The organism is Flavobacterium amniphilum (assembly GCF_023634845.1).
Classification (GTDB): Bacteria; Bacteroidota; Bacteroidia; order Flavobacteriales; family Flavobacteriaceae; genus Flavobacterium; species Flavobacterium amniphilum.
This window is the reverse complement of sequence record NZ_JAMLJL010000005.1, coordinates 158,289-180,722: the sequence shown is the minus strand read 5'-3', so window position 1 is coordinate 180,722 and position 22,434 is coordinate 158,289. Positions and strand designations below refer to the sequence as shown.

24 protein-coding genes are annotated in these 22,434 nt (G+C 35.3%); 12 read left to right on the top strand and 12 right to left on the bottom strand.

Annotation, left to right across the window (positions count from 1 at the left end):
* Positions 1-195 precede the first annotated feature (195 nt).
* On the bottom strand, positions 196-801 hold the full coding sequence (locus tag NAT51_RS07635) for an HNH endonuclease signature motif containing protein (protein WP_250597381.1): 606 nt from the start codon (positions 799-801) through the stop codon (positions 196-198).
* A 462-nt stretch (positions 802-1,263) separates the two neighbouring features.
* Between NAT51_RS07635 and NAT51_RS07630 the strand changes: the two genes are divergently transcribed.
* On the top strand, positions 1,264-1,995 hold the full coding sequence (locus NAT51_RS07630; RefSeq protein ID WP_250597380.1) for a hypothetical protein: 732 nt from the start codon (positions 1,264-1,266) through the stop codon (positions 1,993-1,995).
* Positions 1,996-2,058: 63 nt separating this feature from the next.
* On the opposite strand, the gene NAT51_RS07625 is transcribed toward NAT51_RS07630, so the two are convergent.
* Positions 2,059-2,307 carry a hypothetical protein gene (locus NAT51_RS07625; RefSeq protein ID WP_250597379.1) on the bottom strand — a complete coding sequence of 83 codons (249 nt, stop codon included), beginning with the start codon at positions 2,305-2,307 and terminating at the stop codon, positions 2,059-2,061.
* Positions 2,308-2,566: 259 nt separating this feature from the next.
* Between NAT51_RS07625 and NAT51_RS07620 the strand changes: the two genes are divergently transcribed.
* From NAT51_RS07620 to NAT51_RS07600, 5 genes are all read left to right on the top strand, one after another.
* Entirely contained in the window at positions 2,567-3,298 is a 732-nt protein-coding gene (locus tag NAT51_RS07620) for a hypothetical protein (protein ID WP_250597378.1), read from the top strand.
* Positions 3,299-4,039: 741 nt separating this feature from the next.
* Positions 4,040-4,576: a bifunctional pyr operon transcriptional regulator/uracil phosphoribosyltransferase PyrR gene (gene pyrR, locus NAT51_RS07615; protein WP_250597376.1), complete on the top strand. Its 537-nt coding sequence runs from the start codon at positions 4,040-4,042 to the stop codon at positions 4,574-4,576.
* 1 nt (position 4,577) lies between these two features.
* Entirely contained in the window at positions 4,578-5,507 is a 930-nt protein-coding gene (locus NAT51_RS07610; protein WP_250597374.1) for an aspartate carbamoyltransferase catalytic subunit, read from the top strand.
* Positions 5,508-5,514: 7 nt separating this feature from the next.
* A complete protein-coding gene (locus NAT51_RS07605; RefSeq protein WP_250597366.1) occupies positions 5,515-6,417 on the top strand; it encodes a steryl acetyl hydrolase in 903 nt (300 codons plus the stop codon).
* Positions 6,418-6,482: 65 nt separating this feature from the next.
* Positions 6,483-6,815: a ribonuclease Z gene (locus NAT51_RS07600; protein WP_250597365.1), complete on the top strand. Its 333-nt coding sequence runs from the start codon at positions 6,483-6,485 to the stop codon at positions 6,813-6,815.
* Between the two features lie 63 nt (positions 6,816-6,878).
* Here NAT51_RS07600 and NAT51_RS07595 read toward each other — a convergent pair whose 3' ends face one another.
* From NAT51_RS07595 to aroB, 5 genes are all read right to left on the bottom strand, one after another.
* Positions 6,879-7,268 carry a DNA primase gene (locus NAT51_RS07595; protein ID WP_250597364.1) on the bottom strand — a complete coding sequence of 130 codons (390 nt, stop codon included), beginning with the start codon at positions 7,266-7,268 and terminating at the stop codon, positions 6,879-6,881.
* 78 nt (positions 7,269-7,346) lie between these two features.
* The gene (locus NAT51_RS07590) at positions 7,347-8,321 is read right to left on the bottom strand and encodes a deoxyhypusine synthase family protein (protein WP_250597363.1); all 975 of its coding nucleotides are present in this window, start codon (positions 8,319-8,321) and stop codon (positions 7,347-7,349) included.
* A 32-nt stretch (positions 8,322-8,353) separates the two neighbouring features.
* Complete coding sequence (locus tag NAT51_RS07585; protein ID WP_250597362.1) at positions 8,354-9,754, bottom strand: type III PLP-dependent enzyme domain-containing protein; 1,401 nt, start codon at positions 9,752-9,754, stop codon at positions 8,354-8,356.
* A 55-nt stretch (positions 9,755-9,809) separates the two neighbouring features.
* Positions 9,810-9,986 carry a hypothetical protein gene (locus NAT51_RS07580; protein ID WP_250597360.1) on the bottom strand — a complete coding sequence of 59 codons (177 nt, stop codon included), beginning with the start codon at positions 9,984-9,986 and terminating at the stop codon, positions 9,810-9,812.
* Positions 9,987-10,041: 55 nt separating this feature from the next.
* A complete protein-coding gene (gene aroB / locus NAT51_RS07575; protein WP_250597358.1) occupies positions 10,042-11,109 on the bottom strand; it encodes a 3-dehydroquinate synthase in 1,068 nt (355 codons plus the stop codon).
* 98 nt (positions 11,110-11,207) lie between these two features.
* Between aroB and NAT51_RS07570 the strand changes: the two genes are divergently transcribed.
* From NAT51_RS07570 to pdxH, 4 genes are read left to right on the top strand one after another with little or no spacing between them, the layout of a single operon-like run.
* Positions 11,208-12,383: a proline dehydrogenase family protein gene (locus tag NAT51_RS07570; RefSeq protein WP_250597357.1), complete on the top strand. Its 1,176-nt coding sequence runs from the start codon at positions 11,208-11,210 to the stop codon at positions 12,381-12,383.
* The gene (locus NAT51_RS07565) at positions 12,383-13,288 is read left to right on the top strand and encodes a ribonuclease Z (protein WP_250597355.1); all 906 of its coding nucleotides are present in this window, start codon (positions 12,383-12,385) and stop codon (positions 13,286-13,288) included. Before NAT51_RS07570 ends, NAT51_RS07565 begins: the two co-directional genes overlap by 1 nt.
* 10 nt (positions 13,289-13,298) lie before the next feature.
* The gene (locus tag NAT51_RS07560) at positions 13,299-13,970 is read left to right on the top strand and encodes an SDR family NAD(P)-dependent oxidoreductase (protein ID WP_250597353.1); all 672 of its coding nucleotides are present in this window, start codon (positions 13,299-13,301) and stop codon (positions 13,968-13,970) included.
* Between the two features lie 2 nt (positions 13,971-13,972).
* Entirely contained in the window at positions 13,973-14,617 is a 645-nt protein-coding gene (gene pdxH / locus NAT51_RS07555) for a pyridoxamine 5'-phosphate oxidase (RefSeq protein WP_250597345.1), read from the top strand.
* 253 nt (positions 14,618-14,870) lie between these two features.
* Here the strand turns inward: pdxH and NAT51_RS07550 are convergent, their stop codons facing one another.
* Positions 14,871-16,142 carry a DEAD/DEAH box helicase gene (locus NAT51_RS07550; RefSeq protein WP_250597344.1) on the bottom strand — a complete coding sequence of 424 codons (1,272 nt, stop codon included), beginning with the start codon at positions 16,140-16,142 and terminating at the stop codon, positions 14,871-14,873.
* Positions 16,143-16,172: 30 nt separating this feature from the next.
* Positions 16,173-17,207: a formimidoylglutamase gene (locus NAT51_RS07545; protein ID WP_250597343.1), complete on the bottom strand. Its 1,035-nt coding sequence runs from the start codon at positions 17,205-17,207 to the stop codon at positions 16,173-16,175.
* Positions 17,208-17,329: 122 nt separating this feature from the next.
* Between NAT51_RS07545 and NAT51_RS07540 the strand changes: the two genes are divergently transcribed.
* Both NAT51_RS07540 and NAT51_RS07535 read left to right on the top strand, forming a co-directional pair.
* Complete coding sequence (locus NAT51_RS07540) at positions 17,330-18,217, top strand: hypothetical protein (protein WP_250597342.1); 888 nt, start codon at positions 17,330-17,332, stop codon at positions 18,215-18,217.
* 453 nt (positions 18,218-18,670) lie between these two features.
* Positions 18,671-19,546: a hypothetical protein gene (locus NAT51_RS07535; protein WP_250597339.1), complete on the top strand. Its 876-nt coding sequence runs from the start codon at positions 18,671-18,673 to the stop codon at positions 19,544-19,546.
* Positions 19,547-19,610: 64 nt separating this feature from the next.
* On the opposite strand, the gene NAT51_RS07530 is transcribed toward NAT51_RS07535, so the two are convergent.
* The 3 genes from NAT51_RS07530 to NAT51_RS07520 are packed head-to-tail and all read right to left on the bottom strand — an operon-like array spanning position 19,611 to position 22,410.
* Positions 19,611-20,354: a DUF2189 domain-containing protein gene (locus tag NAT51_RS07530; protein ID WP_250597336.1), complete on the bottom strand. Its 744-nt coding sequence runs from the start codon at positions 20,352-20,354 to the stop codon at positions 19,611-19,613.
* A gap of 9 nt (positions 20,355-20,363) precedes the next feature.
* Positions 20,364-21,692 carry an aldehyde dehydrogenase gene (locus tag NAT51_RS07525; RefSeq protein ID WP_250597333.1) on the bottom strand — a complete coding sequence of 443 codons (1,329 nt, stop codon included), beginning with the start codon at positions 21,690-21,692 and terminating at the stop codon, positions 20,364-20,366.
* Between the two features lie 28 nt (positions 21,693-21,720).
* Entirely contained in the window at positions 21,721-22,410 is a 690-nt protein-coding gene (locus NAT51_RS07520) for an RluA family pseudouridine synthase (RefSeq protein WP_250597331.1), read from the bottom strand.
* Between the last annotated feature and the right edge of the window lie 24 nt (positions 22,411-22,434).

Below are 22,434 nucleotides of genomic sequence, written 5' to 3'. Positions count from 1 at the left end.
TGCATATGTTAAATAGCTGCCCAAAAAAGTTCCTATTAAAGCAAATATTGCAGGTATTAGTATATTCCAATATTGAAATTTAGTTTTTTCCATCTTGTATAAGTTAAGTTATAATCATTATGTCAACTTATTTGTAAATAAAATTTTGATGCATATCTAAAATAAATTGCGACTAAGATTAGTTGTCAGTTGCTTTTATCTTGGTACATAAGTTTTATTACCATTGGAGTTTATATAATATTGACCACCTCGCGGACCAGTATGTATTTCTCTAGTAGTTGATGTTGGAAGTGTTTGTGTTGAACTTGAAGGTATTGATGATGATTCATATGATCTTGTTGACTGTATTGTTTCTGTTGTGTTATAATTGTAGTCTGTATTTTTTATTGTTGGTATTTTATATTCTGATTTTGAAATATTAGAACTGCTTTTGACATAAACCTTTCTCTCATTTTCATTAAAAAAAAATTCTTTCCCATTTTTACTTATGTATATTATTTTGCCGTCAAAATCTGTTCTTGAATATGTAGCATATGATATTTGTTCACCATATTGGTTTGTTGTTATTGAAGATTGATAGTTTGGTTTGGTAGCTAAATAATTTGAAGTACTTCTTTTAGTTCTTTCTCTTGCTGTTTTCTCTTTGTGCTGACTAATTGTTAATAACTGCATATTACTTGGATCATCGGATCCGCCTTCACTTAATGGTGTAATATGGTCAATCTGATAACCATAAGGTATAGATTTATATCCTTGTGATTTTAAAAATTCTTTTTTATTGGATTCACTTCTTTTAACCACAGGTTATCCTGTTGTTGAATAATATTGATTTTTGTAATATTCTGTTTTTCCAACAAAATATGTTTCTTGACAGTAAGAAGTTAAAAAACTAATTAAGGATAATAATGTAAAAAATAGATTTTTCATAATTTAATTGTTTATTGTTTTGCATTAAAGACCTTTATTAAGCAAGATCATATGTTTTGAAGTTAATTTAACTCCATTACAATTTCCTAAAATAATTGCACAATACACTACGTATTTCTACTGAATTTTCACCCCCATGGTGGCTGAGGCTCTCGAAGCCACAATCCCTTACGGATTCCCGTAAAACCTTCATTTTAAGATACAAATCTAAGAAGTCTAATAATCTAACAAGTCTAAGAAGTCTAAAAAACTGGCACAACATTTGTAATCCAATTCTGTCAAATAAAAAAGCGTAACGAAAGACGCTACGCTTCTAACTAACAAATATGAAAAACTATGAAATCAAATTCAGAAACCGGACACGCAAAAAATGTAGCCAACTTTCAAAACCTGATCAACTGCTTATCAAGCTACGGGACAAACTACAATCCCGCAAAAGACACCCTCAAAATCCCACATCTCAATACCATTGCAATAAAAGCACAAAATGACCTCTTCAATGTCATTGACAAAAAAACCAACTTCAACAACGCAGTGATCAATAGGAGTAGGGCCTTCGAAAACCTGCTGTCTTTATCCACACGCTTGGTCAATGCACTCAAAGCCACCGACGCTCCGCCGCAAAGAGTAGACGATGCCAAAGGATTCCAACGCAAAATGCAGGGTAAAAGGGCAAAAGCAATTGCAATGCCTGTTGACGAAAACCAACCGGTTCCGGTAACTATCAGTACCAGCCAGCGCTCATACGATCAGCAAATCCAACATTTTGCCGGACTTATTTCGGTACTGAAATCGGAAGAAAGTTACAAACCCAACGAGGGCGAACTCAAAATCGAAACGCTCACCGCAAAGCAAAATGAGCTGTTGGTTAAAAACAATGAGGTGTCGGTTGCCCACACTTTTATCAGTAAAGCCCGAATCGAAAGAAACGAGACATTCTACAGCAACAATAGCGGACTGGTAGATACCGCCCTCGAAATTAAAAATTACGTAAAATCCGCCTATGGCGCAAACAGCCCGCAATACAAACAAATAAGCGGGATACAATTCAAACATATCAAAGCATAAACACTGTATACGTTTTTAATGGCCTTACTATAGGGAGGAATAGCTTCACTATAGTAAGGTTTTTTATATTTTATAATGAACACACAGTACTTCTCTAAGTACATTTCTTACTGCTTTTAGTACACTGCTTACTGCTTTTAATACAATCGTTACTGCATTTTGTACACTGCTTACTGCTTTTAATACAATCGTTACTGCATTTTGTACACTGCTTACTGCTTTTAGTACAATCGTTACTGTATTTTGTACACTGCTTACTGCTTTTAATACAATCGTTACTGCGTTTTGTACACTGCTTACTGCTTTTAGCACGATTTTGTAAACTCATTAATTTTTGGAATTTTGAGCTTGGGATTTGTATTTTTTTTACCAATCGGAAGAACCACAGTTCCACAACGCATATCAATCCTTCAATCTTCTTATCCAATAATCTGATGATCTAATAATCGGATAATCGAACAATCTAAAAAAACTGGCATAAATATTGTAAGTTATTTCCGGCAAAATAACCATCTTTGCAAAACCCTAGATGGTTATAGTCCAAAGTATTAACTAACACAATTAAAAAACCATGAATGCAACTACTGAAACCGGCCACGCTAAAAATGTAGCCAACTTTCAAAACCTGATTACATTTGTTAACCGATACGGAACCACGTACAACCCGTCAAAAGACACCCTCAAAATCCCGCATCTCAATACCATTGCGACAAATGCACAGTCCAATCTGTCTTATGTCATCGATAAACATACCGATTACAGCAACGCGGTGACCAACAGGCATAGCGCCTTTGAAAACCTGAAGAAACTCTCCACCAGAATCATCAACGAACTAATAATATCCGAAACTCCTGAAGAAAGAATCGGAGAGGCCAAAGATTTCAACCGGAAAATCCAGGAAAAAATAGACGGTGCAATCGCCCAAGAGACCAATACTGACCAACCGGCACCCAGTACCATCAACACAAGCCTGTTGTCATACGATATGCAAATCCATCACTTTATGGGACTCATCGCATTATTGAAATCCGAGCCCGGCTATAAGCCTAATGAGGGCGAACTTAAGATTGACACGCTCATCGCCAGGCAAAACGACCTCATTGCTAAAAATCATGCGGTGTTAGTCGCACATTCCTTCATCAACAGTGCCAGAAATGAAAGAAACCAGATGCTCTACAGCGATAACCACGGATTGGTTGACATCGCCGCCGAAGTTAAAAACTACGTAAAATCAGTTTACGGCTCATCAAGCCCTGAATTCTCCGAAGTTAAAGGAATTGAATTTGAAAAAGTGAAGATGTAATAGCTGTCCATTTAAATTTTACCTTACTGTGTTTGGATTTTTTTCCAAGTTCAGTAAGGTTTTTTAGTACCCCAAACAGAAAGAAGTCAACTGCAAAAAGAAATTTGCTTATAGCTGAAAGATAACAAACTTTATTTTTTGAAATTTTATCTTTTTATTGGCGATTACCCGCAAATCCAACTCCGACTTAGGATTCGCAGGCGAGGTTCCAATCATTGAAAAATCCGTAAAAAGAAAAGCTGTTTGAGTCCCGAAGGGCGAGTTCTTTTCTTTTAGGATTTGAAATGAAATTGGAACGCCGAGAGTCCAAGTCTTGATCTTTTGCCGTGTCTCGTTAGCCATAACGAGATTTCTGCTTGTCTCGGCCTTAGACGAGACATCAAGACAAAAGAAAAGAAGTTAGCCGTATCCGACGAAGGAGGATGCAGGAAAAAATAAGGATAATTATTAGAAGAAGAATAAATCCATTATTAGAGTTTTTCTTTCCGTTTTTGAAATTTCATTTTTCTCATAACGACTACCCGCAATCCAACTCCGACCTCATAGCGTAACGCAGTGGAGCAAAAAAAGTCTTCAATGACTTTGGAATTTCCCACTTGTCCCAAAGACTCAAGCACTAATTACTAAGTACTAATCACTTTTAATTTTGGAATTTTCACTTTGTCTCAAAGACTTTCGGCTTTCGACTTTCCACTTTCGACTTTTTTACCTAATTTTACACTCCAAACACAACTAACTACAATGAGTCAAAAAACTTTGCTCACCGCTACAGAAGTTGATATCATACTTCACCGTTTGGCCTGTCAATTATTAGAAAATCATCTCGATTTTAAAAACACTGTTTTAATAGGCATTCAGCCAAGAGGTTCACAACTGGCAACCCGTTTAAAAAGCATTCTTGAAACCGAATACCAAGTGAATAATATCGCCTTGGGTTTCCTTGATATTACTTTCTTTAGGGACGATTTCAGAAGAGGGGAGACTTTGGAAGCGAATAAAACCCAAATCGATTTCCTGGTTGAAAACAGAAAAGTAATTTTTATCGACGATGTATTGTACACCGGAAGAAGTATCAATGCGGCATTGTCTGCGATACAATCCTTCGGAAGACCAAGCGAAGTAGAACTGCTTGTCCTTGTCGACAGACGCTTCAGCCGTCATCTGCCTATCCAGCCCGATTACCGCGGACGCCAGGTAGACGCCATCAACAACGAAAAGGTAGTGGTAAAGTGGAAGGAAACTTCCGGAGAAGACTCAGTAGAATTAATTACAAAATAAGATGCAGGAATTAAGCGTAAATCATTTATTAGGAATCAAATACATCACAGAAGAAGATATTCAATTGATTTTTAATACCGCCGATCATTTTAAGGAAGTCATCAACCGCCCCATCAAAAAAGTTCCTTCTCTCCGCGACATAACCATTGCCAATATATTTTTTGAAAACAGTACCCGGACTAAATTATCATTCGAATTAGCCCAAAAACGACTCTCCGCTGATGTGGTGAACTTCGCCGCTTCTAGTTCGTCTGTAACAAAAGGGGAAACACTGATCGATACCGTAAATAACATTCTTTCCATGAAAGTTGATATGGTGGTCATGCGTCATTCATCTCCCGGAGCTGCCGTTTTCCTGTCGAAAAATGTAAATGCAAGTATTGTTAATGCCGGTGACGGAGCACACGAACACCCAACGCAGGCTTTATTGGATGCTTATACAATAAGAGAAAGGCTGGGGGATGTGGCCGGGAAAAAAGTGGTAATCGTTGGTGATATTTTACACTCACGTGTAGCGCTTTCGAATATTTATTCCTTACAGAAGTTGGGAGCAGAAGTAAAAGTCTGCGGCCCGAAAACTTTAATTCCAAGATATATTACAGAGCTCGGCGTTCAGGTCGAACCGAATTTAAGAAAAGCACTCGAATGGTGTGATGTGGCAAATATGTTACGCGTGCAAAACGAACGTCTCGACATCAGTTATTTCCCGACAACGCGTGAATATGCCATGCAATACGGATTGGACAAACAATTGCTTGACTCCCTGAATAAAGAAATTGTGGTCATGCATCCCGGACCTATTAACCGCGGAGTTGAAATCACCAGCGATGTCGCCGATTCAAAACAATCTGTAATTTTAGACCAGGTTGAAAACGGAGTAGCCGTAAGAATGGCAGTTATTTACTTATTAGCTTCGAAAATCAAACAATAAGTTTCCAATGATTAAGTATTTAATAGCGGTTGTTTTTTTATTTCTGGCTTCTTGTAATTCTAATAAAGCAGAAAGAGTTGAAGAACAAGGAATAAAAGAAGAGTCTTTTGAATTATTCAAAGCAAAAGAGCAAAAAGGTACTCTTGTTCTTTTCCCGGGATTTGGCGGTGGCGGAGCAGAGAATACCAAAAGCGAGTTTAAAATTCTGGAAATAGCTGCCAAGAATAATATTTCGGTCTTGTTAATGGATTTTGATCATCATGTTTTTTTAAAAGAAGAAGAAAAAGAATCTTTAAAAAAAGATTTGGAGTCGATATTTAATCAATATAAGCTTAAGCATGAAAATATTTATATCGGTGGTTTTTCAGCCGGGGGTAATGTGAGTTTGTTATTGAGTGATTATTTGATAAAAACTAAAAGTAATATTATACCGAAGGGAGTTTTTATTGTTGATTCTCCTATTGATTTATTGAAAATTTATGAGGTTTCAGAAAAAAATATCCGCAATAATGTGGATGCTGAATCAGTAGAAGAAGCCAAATGGATTGTTGAAAATTTCAATGCAGATTTTGGTAATCCGAAGAAAGGGATAAAGAAGTATGAATTGAATTCTCCCTTTACTTCTAAAACGGCCAACATCAGTAATCTTGACTATTTAAAAGATACTAAAATAAGATTGTATACTGAACCTGATTTACTGTGGTGGAAAAAACAAAATGGGAATGATTATGAAGATCTGAATGCTTTTTCCATTGAAAAAATGGCGGAAGAAATGAAGAAGAAGCAATTTTCGGATGTAAATGTAATTATAACCAAGAACAAGGGATATAGAGCAAATGGAGAAAAACATCCTCATTCTTGGTCTATTGTCGATCAAAATAATTTGATGAGTTGGATGTTAGATAAATAAACAAACAGTTTGTTAAGACTTAAATTCTGATTAATTTAGCAACTACATGAATCAAATATTATAAAATGAAAGTCGACCACAAAGGACATACTACCATTATTAAAGATACCGAGGGTAACGCTGAAGTTTTTCTGCAAAAAGTTACCGATCAGTTCAATACCTATAAAGAAAATAATGTGGTTTTGGATATCTCACATGATAAATCGGTGGATATTAAATCAATCAAAAATTTCGTTGATTTGGCCAAGAAGTTTAAAAAACAAAAAAAATCATTTGTAATCGTAGCCGAAGGAATCGATTTTAATGATGTACCTCATACATTGCATGTCGTGCCAACTTTGTTGGAAGCACATGATTTAATCGAAATGGAAGAAATTGAACGTGATTTAGGTTTTTAATCTAAATTTCAGATACTATAAAATAAAAAAGGAACTCAATTGAGTTCCTTTTTTTATATCTGTTTATTCTTCGTCTTCATCTTCGGAGTCTTCAGTTTCAGAATCTTCAGAATCTTCGTCATCTTCATCATCTCCTTCAGCAACGTCTTTGTCATCATCGTCGTCATCGGCACCATCTTCAATTTCTAATTCTTTCAATGCATCCAATGAATCATCAGATCCTTCTAATTCTTCATCTTCGTCGTAGTTTTCAATTCTGTCCGCAAGTTTAGTACTTACTTTTACCAGATAGATGGTGTCCTCGGTACGCACTTCAACAGCTTCAATCGATTCGTTCTTTGCATTTTTGAATCGAATGATGTCTGAATCATCATAACCGTCAGGAAACTTTTCTACTAATAGGTTTAAAATTTCACTTGTTAATTTTGAATAATCAACGATAACTCTTTTCATCAGTTTGGTATTATTGTTTTTTATTTGTCATATGAAATGTCTTTGGTCAGATTCATTCCACATAAATTCGGGGTTAAATTATTGACCTAGTACGTATGCAAATATAAGAGGTGCAACGATAGTAGCATCAGATTCCACAATAAATTTTGGGGTTGTGATGTCTAATTTTCCCCAAGTGATTTTTTCATTTGGAACTGCACCTGAATATGATCCGTAACTGGTTGTAGAATCAGAGATCTGACAGAAGTATGCCCAGAAAGGAACATCATGCATTTCCATATCCTGATACAACATTGGAACAACACAAATCGGGAAATCACCTGCGATACCTCCACCAATTTGGAAAAACCCGATTCCTTTACCTGAACAATTGTCTTTGTACCAATCTGCTAACCACATCATGTATTCTACACCACTTTTCATTGTAGTTGCCTTGAACTGACCTTTAATGCAGTAAGAAGCAAAAATATTACCCATTGTACTGTCTTCCCATCCCGGAACTACGATTGGTAAGTTTTTCTCAGCAGCTGCTACCATCCATGAATCTTTAGGATCGATTTCATAATATTGCTCCAATACACCTGAGTTAATCATCTGGTACATGAATTCGTGCGGGAAATATCTCTCACCTTTTGAATCCGCATTATTCCAGATATTGAATAAATGTTGTTGTAAACGACGGAAAGCTTCTTCTTCAGGGATACAGGTATCTGTTACACGGTTGTAATGGTTTTCCAATAAATCCCATTCTTCCTGTGGAGACAAATCACGGTAATTTGGTACTCTTTTGTATGAATTATGAGCAACAAGATTCATGATATCCTCTTCAAGGTTTGCTCCTGTACAAGAAATGATGTGTACTTTATCCTGACGGATCATTTCGGCTAATGATTTTCCTAATTCAGCAGTACTCATTGCACCTGCTAATGTAATCATCATCTTACCGTTATCCAATAAATGTTCTTCATAACCTTTAGCTGCATCTACTAAAGCAGCAGCATTGAAATGAAGGTAGTGTTTTTCAATAAATTGACTAATTGGTCCTTTGCTCATTTTGTTTGTTTTTTGCTAAAAGCAGCAAGTTATTATTTTTTGTTGTAACCTAAAATTTCTAAAATTTGATCTGCACTTTGTTCTTCAGAGAAAACTTCATGTGCAAAAATTCCGTTTTTATCCTTATCAATCAGGATGTGTTTCGGTTGTGGTAAAATACAGTGGTGTAGTCCGCCGTGACCTCCAATTGTTTCCTGATAAGCACCCGTATTAAAGAATCCTATATATAAAGGTTTTTCTTTATTGTATTTAGGAAGGTAAATGGCATTCATGTGCTGCTCCGAGTTGTAATAATCATCACCGTCACAAGTCAATCCTCCTAAAAGTACCCGCTCATATGTGTCATTCCAGCGATTTATCGCCAGCATTACAAAACGCTTATTGATTGCCCATGTATCCGGAAGTGTTGTAATGAAAGAAGAATCGATCATATTCCAATTTTCACGGTCGTTTTGTTTCTTTTGGTACAATACCTGATAAACTGCTCCTCCTGCTTCACCAACAGTGAAAGAACCGAATTCAGTGAAAATATGCGGTACCGGAACTTCAGCTTCGTCACAGGCAATTTTGATTTGATTCAAAATTTCCTCAACCATATATTGGTAATCATAATCAAAAGCCAATGAGTTTTTGATAGGGAAACCTCCACCAATATTCAAACTGTCTAATGAAGGACATTCCTTTTTAAGGTTGATGTATACCTTCATACATTTTAATAACTCATTCCAGTAATAAGCTGTATCACGGATTCCGGCATTAATAAAAAAGTGAAGCATTTTAAGTTCTACCTTTTTATTGTCCTGAATATTTTTTCTATAGAACGGAACGATATCCTTGTAACCAATTCCTAAACGGGAAGTATAAAACTCAAATTTAGGATCTTCCTCCGCTGCAATACGGATACCGATTTTGAATTTCCCGTTAATTTCCTCCTGAAGTAAGTCTAATTCTTCAAAATTATCAATAACAGGTATCGTGTTTTTGTGTCCGTTGTTGATTAAACGTGCAATGTTTGTTATGTATAAGCCTCTTTTAAACCCGTTACAAACAATAAATGTGTTTTTGTTTATCTTTCCTTCCTCCATTAGGTTTTCAACAATGTTGATGTCAAATGCAGAAGAGGTTTCAATGTGGATATTGTTCTTAAGCGCTTCGTTTAAGATAAACTCAAAATGCGAGCTTTTGGTACAGTAGCAATAAAAGTATTTAGCTTCATAACCTTGTTTTTCCATGGCATTACGAAACCACATCTTTGCTTTATTGATGTTTTCGGAAATTTTTGGCAAGTAGGTGAATTTTAATGGAGTACCATACTCTTCAACCAATTTCATTAAATCTATGCCATGAAACTGTAAATGGTCTTTATTTAAAGTGAATTCTTCCTGAGGAAAATAGAAAGTTTGATTAATTAAATCGAAATATTTTGTATTCATTTAGCTATCAGTAAATTGTAATTAAAAATAATAAAAAATCCAATACAATTTTTTTTCAAACTCTAATATTTGCGAATTCGATTTCCAACTCGCTGTAAATTTTCTGATTTGTAGCAAAAAGTCTGTTTGCTTCCCATTTAATAACCGTCACAATTTTCAAAACAATAGATTTTCTCTCCAGAATAGATTCCTGAAAAGAAAAATTTGAGCTCCATTTATTGTGTTTGTACATGCGGCAAATTTAAAAAATTAAATTTCGTATTTGAAAACAAAAAAGTAAAAAAACGTTATATTTTGTAGTTGTTAAAAGCTTTTTTAATTGTTTCGTTATCAGTTATTTGGTCTGTTTTTATATTTCCGATTCCGTTTAAAAGTGCAAATTGAACTTTTCCGTATTCATTTTTTTTGTCGTGAATCAGTAAATCAATGATGTGATTTTCGTCATTTTCTTCAATGATAATCTGATTGTAAATTTTATTGATACGGTTTTTGATTTCCGAGTATTCTTCTTCTGAAATCAGACCTTTTTCAAGTGAGATATAGCCTTCTAAAATCATACCTGCAGCAATGGCTTCACCATGAAGTAGGGATTCTTTTTCAGGATGTTCCAAAAAGTAAGTTTCAATGGCATGACCTAAGGTATGTCCAAAGTTTAATGCTTTACGGATACCGTTTTCCGTAGGATCCTTTGTTACGATATCATTTTTGATTTCAACTGATTCCCTGATCAAATCATTGAATTCGTCAAAATTGATTTCTCCGTGGTTTTTAAATTTTTCCCAATGGGAAGCTTTAGCTATCAGTCCGTGTTTCAACATTTCTGCCAGTCCGGAAATCATTTCCCTTTGCGGTAAAGTATCCAGGAATGAAGAATCAATTAGTACCATAGCAGGATTTGTAATGGTGCCGATCTGATTTTTTAATCCGCCTAAATCAACTCCGTTTTTACCACCAACAGAGGCATCTACCATAGATAATAAAGTAGTTGGAATGTTGATAAAAGGAATTCCTCTTTTATAAGTAGAAGCAATGAATCCGCCCATGTCGGTAATCACACCGCCACCGATATTGATTACTAAGCTTTTGCGGTCGGCACCAAGTTCGATTAGTACATTCCATACCTGAGTGCAGGTTTCGATGGTTTTGTTTTCTTCCCCGGGTTCCAGTTCTATGATTTCAAACGGAGATTCGGTTTCAATTAAAGGTAACAGCTTTGGAAGGCAATATTCATTACTGTTTTCGTCAACAATGAAGAAAATTTTCGAAAAATTATTTTCCTTCAGATAGATGTTTAAATGTGTGTAACTTTCTTGATTAAAGTGAATTGCGTAGCCGTTGGCTTTTATTGATTCCATTTCACAAATGCGTATTAAAATGTTGTGCAAAATAAAGTAAAAATACTATAATAAAATAGCGTGGTGTTTTATATTTGCATAACATTTAGGAATAAATCATGGATAAAATTTTTGACAACACACAAAACGCATTTTCGCTTAAAAGTGATACCGAATTAGAAAGAGCATATTTTCTTTTCAAATTAATAGATTCAGAACCATTGGTAAAAATTGGAACTGCAGTTACGAACTTTGCTTTGAAAGCGCATTTGCCGGTTGAAGGTCTAATCCGTGCAACGGTTTTTGATCATTTTTGCGGAGGAGTTTCAGAGGATGACTGTATTCCGGTTGTGGATAAAATGTATACTATAGGGGGTGTCTCTTCAGTATTGGATTATTCTGTTGAAGGAAAAGAAGATGAATCGGCTTTTGATGATGCCATGAATAAAACATTGAAAATCATCAATTTTGCCAAGGAAAAGAAAGCAATTCCGTTTGCGGTTTTCAAACCAACCGGTTTCGGTCGTTTCGAATTATATGAGAAATTAGGCGAGGGAATTGCGTTGAATGAAGCAGAACAACAAGAGTGGGACAGAGTTGTAGAGCGCTTTGATAGAGTGTGTAAAGCGGCTCATGAAAACGATATAGCTTTATTGATTGACGGAGAAGAAAGTTGGATGCAGGATGCGGCCGATGATTTAGTGGCTGATATGATGCGTAAATACAATAAAAACAAAGCTATTGTTTACAATACACTTCAAATGTACCGTTGGGACCGTTTGGATTATCTTAAAAAATTACATGCCCAGGCACAGGAAGAAAGTTTCCACATCGGAATGAAACTGGTACGTGGTGCCTATATGGAAAAAGAAAACAAACGTGCTGAAGAAAAAAATTACAAGTCACCAATTTGTCCTTCAAAACAGGCTACTGATTATAATTTTGACGATGCTGTTGCTTATATGATGGAACATATTGACACTATGGCCGTTTTTGCCGGAACACACAATGAGGACAGTTCTTATAAATTAATGGAAATGATGGCACACAAAGGAATTGCAAAAAATGATTTCAGAGTGTGGTTTGGCCAGTTGTACGGAATGAGTGATAATATCAGTTTTAACTTAGCGGCCGAAGGTTATAATGTGGCAAAATATTTACCGTTCGGGCCTGTGAAAGATGTTATGCCTTACTTAATCCGCCGTGCAGAAGAAAATACTTCAGTTGCAGGACAAACAAGCCGTGAATTGACTTTAATTAAAAACGAAAGAGACAGAAGAAAGGGTAAAAAATAATGAACTTAACCATTTTAGGTTGTTATGCCGCAACACCAAGAACGTTGACAAATCCAACGTCACAGGTTTTGGAAATAAATAACCGTTTATTTTTGATAGACTGTGGGGAAGGTACTCAAGTACAGTTGCGCAAGAATAAGGTTAAATTCTCTGCAATTAACCAAATTTTTATTTCCCATCTGCATGGAGATCATCTCTATGGCCTGATTGGCTTGGTTTCGACATTTAATTTGTTGAACCGGAATAATCCACTGACTATTTTTGGCCCGGTGGGTGTCAAGGAGATTATTAAATTGCAATTGAAGCTTTCTAATTCCTGGCCGCAATACGAATTGAATTTTGTGGAATTATCTTCTGTCGAATCTGAAGTAATTTTTGAAGATGACAAAGTGATTGTAAGTACAATTCCACTTAGACACAGGGTTTATACTAACGGATTTCTGTTTAGGGAGAAAGTTAAAGAAAGAAAATTAAATATTGATAAAGTGCAGGAATATGAAATTGAAACCTGCTACTATCAAAATATAAAAAACGGAAGGGATATTACCTTGGATGATGGCCGTGTTATTCCAAATTCGGTGTTAACATTCGATCCGCCATTACCTAAGAGTTATGCCTTTTGTTCAGACACAATGTACCACGAATCCATTATTCCTGTCATACAAGGTGTAGATGTATTGTATCATGAATCGACTTTTTTGGATTCTGAAGAACATCTTGCCGAAAAAACAATGCATTCGACCGCAAAAGAAGCTGCACGTATTGCTTTGAAAGCTAATGTTGGGCAATTGGTATTGGGACATTATTCTACGCGTTACGACTCGATAGAACTTTTTAAAGAAGAAGCGCAGACTGTTTTTAAAGAAACAGTTTTAGCTGATGACGGAGCATATTTCGAATTTTAAAACGATTGCCATGCAAAAGAAAGTCTTAATTACCGGAGGAAACAGAGGAGTTGGTCTGGCTTTGGTTTGTAAATTTTTAGCGGAAGGTTTTCAAGTCATAGCTACTTCGAGGAACGGAGAAATCGAAAAGGTAAATCATCCGGATCTTACTGTGGTGAAATTGGAAATCACTTCATCTGCATCAATCAGTAATGCTGTTTCAACAATTAAAAAGGATTTTGGCAGTATTGATTTTTTGATAAATAATGCTGGAGTAGGCTTGGATTTTGATGAATACCATCCGGAAATAGATGTGGTAAGGGCTACATTTGAAACGAATGTCTTCGGATTGTTGAATTTTACCGAATCTTTTTTGGACTTGATTAATGATGGCGGAACAATATTTAATGTTTCTTCAGTGATGGGAATGTTAAACAGAGAAAAAATTGTTCCTAATGCCACGGCATACAGAATGTCAAAATCAGCTTTGAATATGTACACAAAAACACTTTCGGCAAGATTACACGATCGAAATATTAATGTGCTTTCGATTCATCCGGGTTGGGTAAAGACAGATATGGGAGGAGAAGATGCTGATGTAACTCCGGAATTTTCAGCCAACGGAATTTTTGAACTCTATCAAAAAAGATTGCCTTCAGGTACATTTTGGGCAGCCGATAATCAAGTAGAATTAAATTGGTAACTATGGAAGATTTAAGCAATTACAGAAAATCATACGAGAAAAGTGAACTACTGGAATCTGCAATTCCGGAAGATCCAATAAATTTATTCAACCGCTGGTTTCATGAGGTTGAAGATTTTGGTGGAGTAGAAGAAGTAAATGCCATGACGGTGGCAACTATTGGATTAGACGGTTACCCGAAATCAAGAGTTGTACTGTTGAAACAATATACATACGAAGGTTTTATTTTTTATACCAACTATGATTCCGAAAAAGGAAAAGCGATTGAAGCAAATCCGAATGTGTGTCTTTCATTTTTTTGGCATTCAATGGAACGTCAGGTTATTATAAAAGGTAAGACCAAAAAAGTTTCTGAAAATATATCTGACGGCTATTTTGATTCGCGTCCTGAAGGAAGTAAGTTAGGAGCAGTGGTTTCCCATCAGAGTGAAGTGATTCCTTCCAGGGATTTTTTGGATGAAAAATTAAAAGAACTTGAATTGGAATACGCAGGAAAAGAGATTCCAAGACCAAAATATTGGGGAGGTTATCTGGTTGAGCCGCAAGAAATTGAATTTTGGCAGGGACGTCCAAACCGTCTTCATGACAGAATCAGATATAAACTCCAGGATGATTTTTCATGGAAAATAGAAAGATTATCCTCTTAAATTGTAGGAAAAAAGTTAAAATTTGTTAAAAAAGATGTATTTCGTCGATTTTATTTTGCACTTAATCGAAAATGCTATAATATTGTCTCATCAAAATGTTCCAAAAACAAGTTTGATACCAAAGATACTCGAATGAGAGTATTTTTAAAACGACTCACAGATTTATTCTGTGATTAAAATAGTTAGTTTTTTAGTTTGTTTATTTGATTGTTAAAGTGCCAAAGGTTCCCCAAACTATGGCACTTTTTCTATTTTAGTACCAACGCTTTTTATTCTTTTTGGCATTATCAGATTTACGGTTGCTCTTCGGTTTTGATTTACCGCTTCTCTTATTGTTGTTTGTTTGGCTTTTTTCTTCAGTAGTATCTGCAGTTTTCTTAGGAGTTCCTTTCCATGGGAATGGATGATCCTCGATTGTTTTTACATTACTTCTGGTAAGTTTTAAGATGTCTTTCCAGTAAGGTTCTTCATCTTTAGAACAAAAAGAAATCGAAAGCCCGCTATTGCCGGCACGACCGGTTCTACCAATACGGTGCACATAGGTTTCAGGAATATTCGGTAAGTCAAAATTAATTACATAAGGTAACAATTCGATATCGATACCGCGTGCGGCAACATCTGTAGCAACTAAAATATCTATTTCCTTGTCTTTAAATGCATTTAAAACTCTTTGTCTTGCACTTTGGGATTTGTCGCCGTGAATGGCTTCTGCTTTGAAATTATTTTTATGCAATGATTTTGCAATATTGTCGGCGCCATGCTTGGTACGGGAAAATACCAAAACATTTTTTAAACCTTCAGTTTGCAGTAAATGCAGTAATAATTGTTTCTTTTCAGGTTTATCCACAAAATAGATTTGCTGTCTTACCATTTCTGTTGTGGAGGAAATCGGGGTTACCTGAACTGTTGCCGGATTGTTTAAAAACTGATCGGCAAGTTCTCTAATTGCCAAAGGCATTGTTGCTGAAAATAACAACGTCTGGCGGTCGCTTGGGGTTAATTTGATAATCTTTTTGACATCATTGATAAAGCCCATATCAAACATTTGGTCAGCTTCATCCAAAACCAAATGCAGTAAATTATTCAAATCGATGAATCCTTGTTTATGTAAATCCAGTAAGCGTCCGGGAGTTGTAATTAATATATCAACTCCTTTTTTTAATTGGTCTACCTGAGGAACCTGTGAAACGCCCCCGAAAATAGTCAATTGTCTGGTATTGATGAATTTACCATATGTATCGAAAGCTTCACCTATTTGAATTGCAAGCTCACGGGTTGGAGTTACCACTAGGGTTTTAATTTTTTTTCCTTTTGTTGCTTTGCTTACAATTGGGTGTAGCTGACTTAAAATTGGTATGGCAAATGCTGCAGTTTTTCCTGTTCCAGTTTGTGCACAACCTACAAGATCGACACCTTCCATAATGACAGGAATGGCTTTTTCCTGAATAGGGGTTGGGGTTTCATAACCTTCTTCTGTTACGGCTAATAATACACTTTTGGAAATCTTTAAATCTTTGAACTGCATAAAAAATAATTTATGCAAAGATAGCTTAAATTAATTTGTGGAGTGTGCCTTTATGAAATCGGTAACTAAATAACCAATGAGTTTTCCTATCAAGTGACTGTTTTTATCTTCTCCCAAACTTGGTGCACCTTCACAAATATGTAAGTAAGAAGCATTTCTATGACTGCCGAAGTAATGGATGAACTGACGTAATTCTTCAATGGAAAATCCGCTCAAAGTCATGGCGCTTGATGCTATTCCGGGTAAGGCATCCAAGTCAACCTCGATTCCAAAAGTTTCCTGTTTGATAAAATCCAATGCCTGGTACAATTCCTGTGTGAATGTTTTCTGACCTCTTATCTTGATTTCGTCATACGTATTATAACGGATTCGGTCTTTAAGGGTTTTCAGGTTTTCAATAACACTTTTCGATGAATAGCTCTCGTGTAATCCGAAGATAAAATAATTTTTAAGGAATCCTTCGTCGTATGCATAAGAGAAACCGTTTCCGCTGTGTCTTCCTTCCAGAATCCTGAAATCAGAATGGGGATCAAAATTAACGGCATTGATAGGTTTTCCTTTGGCAAGTGCGGTACCTTTTATATTTCCGTAGGCATTATTGTGCCCTCCACCAATGATGATGGGAATTTTACCTGCTTTAACAATATTAAAGATGATATGGGAAACTTCTTTGTCGATTTGCTCGACAATTTTGAATAATTTTTTCCGGTCTTCCGGAACATTTTCATCAAGATTAGCGGCAGCTTCCATTTCCTGTGAAGTATCAACATGTCCCAATACAAGTATTGAATTTCCTTTGCAGAATTTATTATGTTGGATATTTGCAATGCTGGCAATGGCGCTTTTCCATGCAGTGTGGGCACCACCACGGCCTAAATTGGCACGTACGCCAACATCTTCGGGTATACCTATTAAGACATATTTAGCGTCGCATGAGCTGATATAATCGGCCACATTCTCATCTTTTGGGACAATTAACATTTTCTCTCCAAACTTGACCTCGCCGTTTCTGAAATTGGTAATTTTTGCTAAATCAGATTGCTTAAACCGAATTAAATTCTCCATTGATGTAAAAATCTTGTGACCCAAAAATACTATTTTTATACAAACTTGCGTTATTATTTGAAATCTTAAATAAAAAAATTAAATTAGCGCATTCTAACGAACCAAAAACCAAAACTTTAATCATGGAAAACCCAAACCCAAAGGCAGCAAGCAACTCGGGATTAAAGGCTATTATAGCTATTTTAGCGTTACTCTTATTAGGAAGCTTGGCTTACATGTATAAATTAAGTACAGATAATACCAATACCGTTGCCCTTTTAGAAAGCGAAAAAACCGAAGTTTTAAAAAATCTTCAAACTTCAAAACAATCACTGGATGAAGCAATTGCTTCAAATACTACATTATCAGAAGAATTAATTGTTGAAAGAGATAAAGTACAACAGTTAATGGCTGAAGTTGAAAAATCAAAAGGTGATGCCGGAGCTCTTGCAAAATATAAAGCGGAAGCTGCAAGATTAAACAACAGAATCGCTGCATTGATGAGAGATGTTGATGTGCTTAAGAAAGAAAATTCTAAGCTTACGACAAAAATTGACAGTACAAATGTTGTGTTGACAGATTCAAGAAGAGCAAATGACACGTTGGTTTCACGCAATGATTATTTGACTAAAACAGTAGAAAAAGGAGCTAAGCTATCAGTTCTGAATTTACAGACTACAGCTGTTAAACAAAAAAGTTCAGGCAAACAAATCGCAACAGATAAAGCAAGCAAGGCTGATGTTTTGAAAGTTAGTTTTATGATTGCTGAAAACCAAATTGCTAAATCTGGAGATAAAACATATTATGTTCAGATTATCGATTCAAAAAACAATGTTTTAGGAGATAAGAAAACAGAAACATTTGGAGATAAAGCATTAACTTATAGTTTTGTTTCTACTGTTAAATACGAGAATAAAACGGTTAAGGTTGAAAAGGATATTCCGGTAAGTGATATAACTGAAGGCAATTATTTCGTTTATATATTTGATAAAACGGAATTAGTATCTAAGTCAAGTTTTATATTGAAGTAATAATTAATTGATGATATGTAAAGAGTTTCCGGTTAACCGGAAACTCTTTTTTTTGTAATTAAATTATGTGTTTCAAGTTAATGTGTATAATATTATAGATAAATCCCACTGAATTACAGAATGATATTATTTAACAAATACAAAAATAATTGTTATTTTTGCGTTGTATTTGCAGAGTATTAATATAATTAATCAAATACTAAAACATAGTAATGTAAATATCAATATGGGTTAAAAAAATCCCTCTCAAATCTTGAGAGGGATTTTTTATTGCGAATTACCATAATTAATTTTAATGAATTTTAAATATGGTTTTCACGTAAAAAATGTTAAAATTTTGTAGGAAATGGTACATAAACAGTTTTGTTATACAGTTAAACGATTTTATTTATCAAAAAGTTATTAACTATATATCTTTGATAGTCTAAATAAGTAACACAAAAACAAATAGCTATGAGAGTAATTAATGTGGTATCGTTTTTTAAAGCTATTTCTGTGGTAATGGGAATCGCTTTATTTTGTTGTGTGGGTTTTTCTTATGATCTTTACAATGACTTTTCCAAAACGGAAAAAACATTGAATGATGAAAAAAATTCAATTATCAAGGAACTGAAAAAATCTAAAGATTCACTTGAGGTTGCAATTTCTAACAATTCAGGATTAAAGACGGAGCTAATCGTCGAAAGACAAAAAGTTGCAAATTTGCTTGAAGAAATCGGTCGGACTAATATTGATGCGGCGTCATTGATAAAATATAAGACTGAAGTGAGCCGTTTAAAGGATCTTGTGACGTCTCTTTCCAGGGATAAGGCACAACTTAAGATGAATTATGACTTGCTTAAAATTCAGAGGGACAGTACTATTTTAGTACTTACGAATGCTAAAAAGTACAGAGAGACTTTAACTGACATGAATGAGAATTTAGCGAACAAAGCTAAAAAGGCCCCTAAAGTTTTGGTTATCAATTTAAAAACAATCCCTTGTAAGCAATCCACTAATGGAGACGTGAAACCTACTGACAAAGCGAGTAAAGTCAATATGTTACAAATTGGATTTATGGTAGTTGGTAATAAAATGGTTAAACCTTGTGATAAAGAGTATTATGTTCAGATCATTGACAGTAAAAACAATATCGTTGGACAAAGAAAAACCAAAAAATTTGGGGAACAAATTTTAGATTACAGTTATGAACATCCTGTGAAGTTTAAAAACGAAACACTGGAAATTTCAACCGAATTGCCTTTGGATAAAGCTGAAAAAGGAATTTATTTTGTGAATGTATTCGATAAAAATGAATTAGCATCTAAAATGACATTTGCTTTACGATAGTGAATTTGAGCATAATTTTATATGGGTTAGAAAAAAATCCCTCTCAGAACATGAGAGGGATTTTTTATTCTGCTAAACTTTTGTAGATAACATACTGCATGGCATATATAATCGGTAAAGTAAATATGATTCCTATACAGAGTGCTAAAAAACCGGTCAGTGCCAATATATTGACCAAAATAAATAATACCAGAACCAAAAAGAATTTTTGTGAAATTAATTGAATACTTTTTGATAACGCTTCTATAGCATTCAAATTCCTGAAAATAATTAATGGTAATGAAATAAAAGTTAAAATACTAAGCGGAATAGTGATAAGCATACCAATAAACTTCCCTATGCCTGGAAGGAGTGAATTCAAAGAAATATCCAATCCTATGTTAAATAGGGTAAGTAATGCAACATTAAGTACGATGTGTATAAATCTTGATGAATTAACGTAATAACCAATTGTAGAAAATTTTACCTCTTCGTTATGATCTGCATCAAAGGCCATTTTTAATAGTCCGGCTATAAATGGTGCTGTTAATACATTAATTATAGTAATAACGCCCATGTAAATCAACTTACCATGCAGCGGTAAATTTTCAGGTTTCAGGTTTTTTATTTCATCCAGCAGACTTTCCGGGTTATTTACGAGGAACCGGCTTGCAACCATTGCAATTATAACAAGTATTGTCGAAATAATCAATAAAGCTGAACCCGCGGGTAATGCTATCTTTTTATAAATTTCAAAGGCATCGTTGAAAGCGTTGCCAATGTCAAATGGTTTTCTTTGTTTTTGTTCAAATTCTTCGAAATCTGTCATTGTATTCTATTATATCCAGTTTAAAATTCGTTTAATTAGTTTTAATTTTCCCTGATAAGGCGCATACCGCAATGGTATGTCTATCCAGTTCGGTTTTTTGATAACCGATTTTTTATGCGAAAATGTATCAAATCCCAATTTTCCATGGTAAGCACCTATTCCGGAATGGCCAACTCCCCCGAAAGGCAATCGCTTATTGGCAAAATGAATCAATGTATCGTTCACACAGCCTCCCCCAAAGGTATACTTGTCCAGGACTTCTTTGATAAAGGATTTGTCTTCTGAAAAAACATATAGTGACAACGGTTTTTCATATTGATTAACGGTTTTACCGATATCTTCTTTACGCTCATAAGAACGTATCGGTAATATGGGTCCGAAAATTTCTTCCTGCATTAACGCACTTTCCAGAAATGGTTCATCCACAAGGGTAGGAGCAAGATATAAGGTTTCTTCATCATGCTGGCCACCGTAAATAATGTTCTGGTTTTCAATTAAACTGATTTGTCTTCTCCAGTTCTTTAAATTGATGATTCTTGCCAAATCTTCTGATTCCTGCGGATTTTCTCCCAAAGCAGCTTCAATTTCTTTGATAATATGATGAATCAAACGTTGCTTGATTCTGTAATGTACCAAAAGGTAATCGGGTGCAATACAGGTTTGTCCTCCATTAAAGAATTTACCCCAAACAATCCGTTTCGCTGCTAAAGGTAAATTAGCGGTTTCGTCTATAATACAAGGGTTTTTTCCGCCAAGTTCCAATGTAACCGGTGTCAAATGTTCAGCGGCTGCTTTGGCTACTATTTTTCCAACCGGTACACTTCCGGTAAAGAAAATATAATCCCAACGTTTTTGTAATAAATCCTGTGAAATCGTATAATCTCCGGTAACCACCAGTGCCTGTCTTACATCAAATGTTTCGCGAACAATTTTGGATACAAGGGCAGAAGTATAAGGTGTTAATTCGGAAGGTTTCAAAGTAACACTGTTTCCGGCTGCAATTGCAGCAATCAATGGTGCAATAGCTAACTGGAAAGGATAGTTCCACGGACCGATGATTAATACTTTTCCGTAAGGTTCACTGTATATATAATCGGATGAAGGAAAATTCAATATGGAAGGTAAAACACGTTTTGGTTTTGCCCATGAATCCAGATTCTTAATGGTGTTTTTTAAATCGGAAATGATATAAGCCGTTTCCGAAATGACACTTTCAAACCTTGGTTTCCTGAAATCCTTATGCAAAGCATCCAGTATTTCTTCTTCATGGATGATGATGTTTTTAAGAAGTTTTTTCAATACTTCTTTTCGTTCTGAAACAGAAGGAATATGTCTCATAAAAAAATATTTTTTCTAAAGATAAAAATTAAATCGATTTCCAGATCACATCATCGGGAACCGGCGCAATGATTTCTATGTTTTCTTTGGAAACAGGATGGATAAATGTCAGCTTCCGGGCATGTAAGTGAATACCGCCGTCAGGATTGCTTCTGTCAAAACCATACTTCAAATCTCCTTTTATCGGACAGCCTATTGCCGATAACTGGGAACGGATCTGATGGTGTCTTCCCGTATGTAAATTAATTTCAAGCGCAAAGTAATTATTCAGCTTTGCAATAATTTTATAATCCAGACTTGCTTTTTTGCTCTCGGGAACTTCTTTGAGATGGGCTTTTGACGTATTGTTTTTCGGATTTCTTTTTAAGTAATGCACCAGATTGTCTTCATTTTTAGGCGGCTGGTTTTTAACAACGGCCCAATAGGTTTTCTTGGTTTCCCGGTTACTGAAAAGTTCATTTAACCGTGTCAATGCTTTACTGGTACGGGCAAAAACCACAATACCGGTTGTTGGCCGGTCCAAACGGTGGACTACTCCCAGAAAAACCTCTCCGGGTTTGTCATACTTCTCTTTAATATATTCTTTAACAACTTCAGACAAAGGTTTGTCCCCGGTTTTATCACCCTGGACAATATCACCCACACGCTTATTCACCACAATGATGTGGTTGTCCTCGTGCAATACCTGTAGGTTGTTTTTTGTTGATAATTCTTTCATTTAGACTACTTAGATTTTTAGACT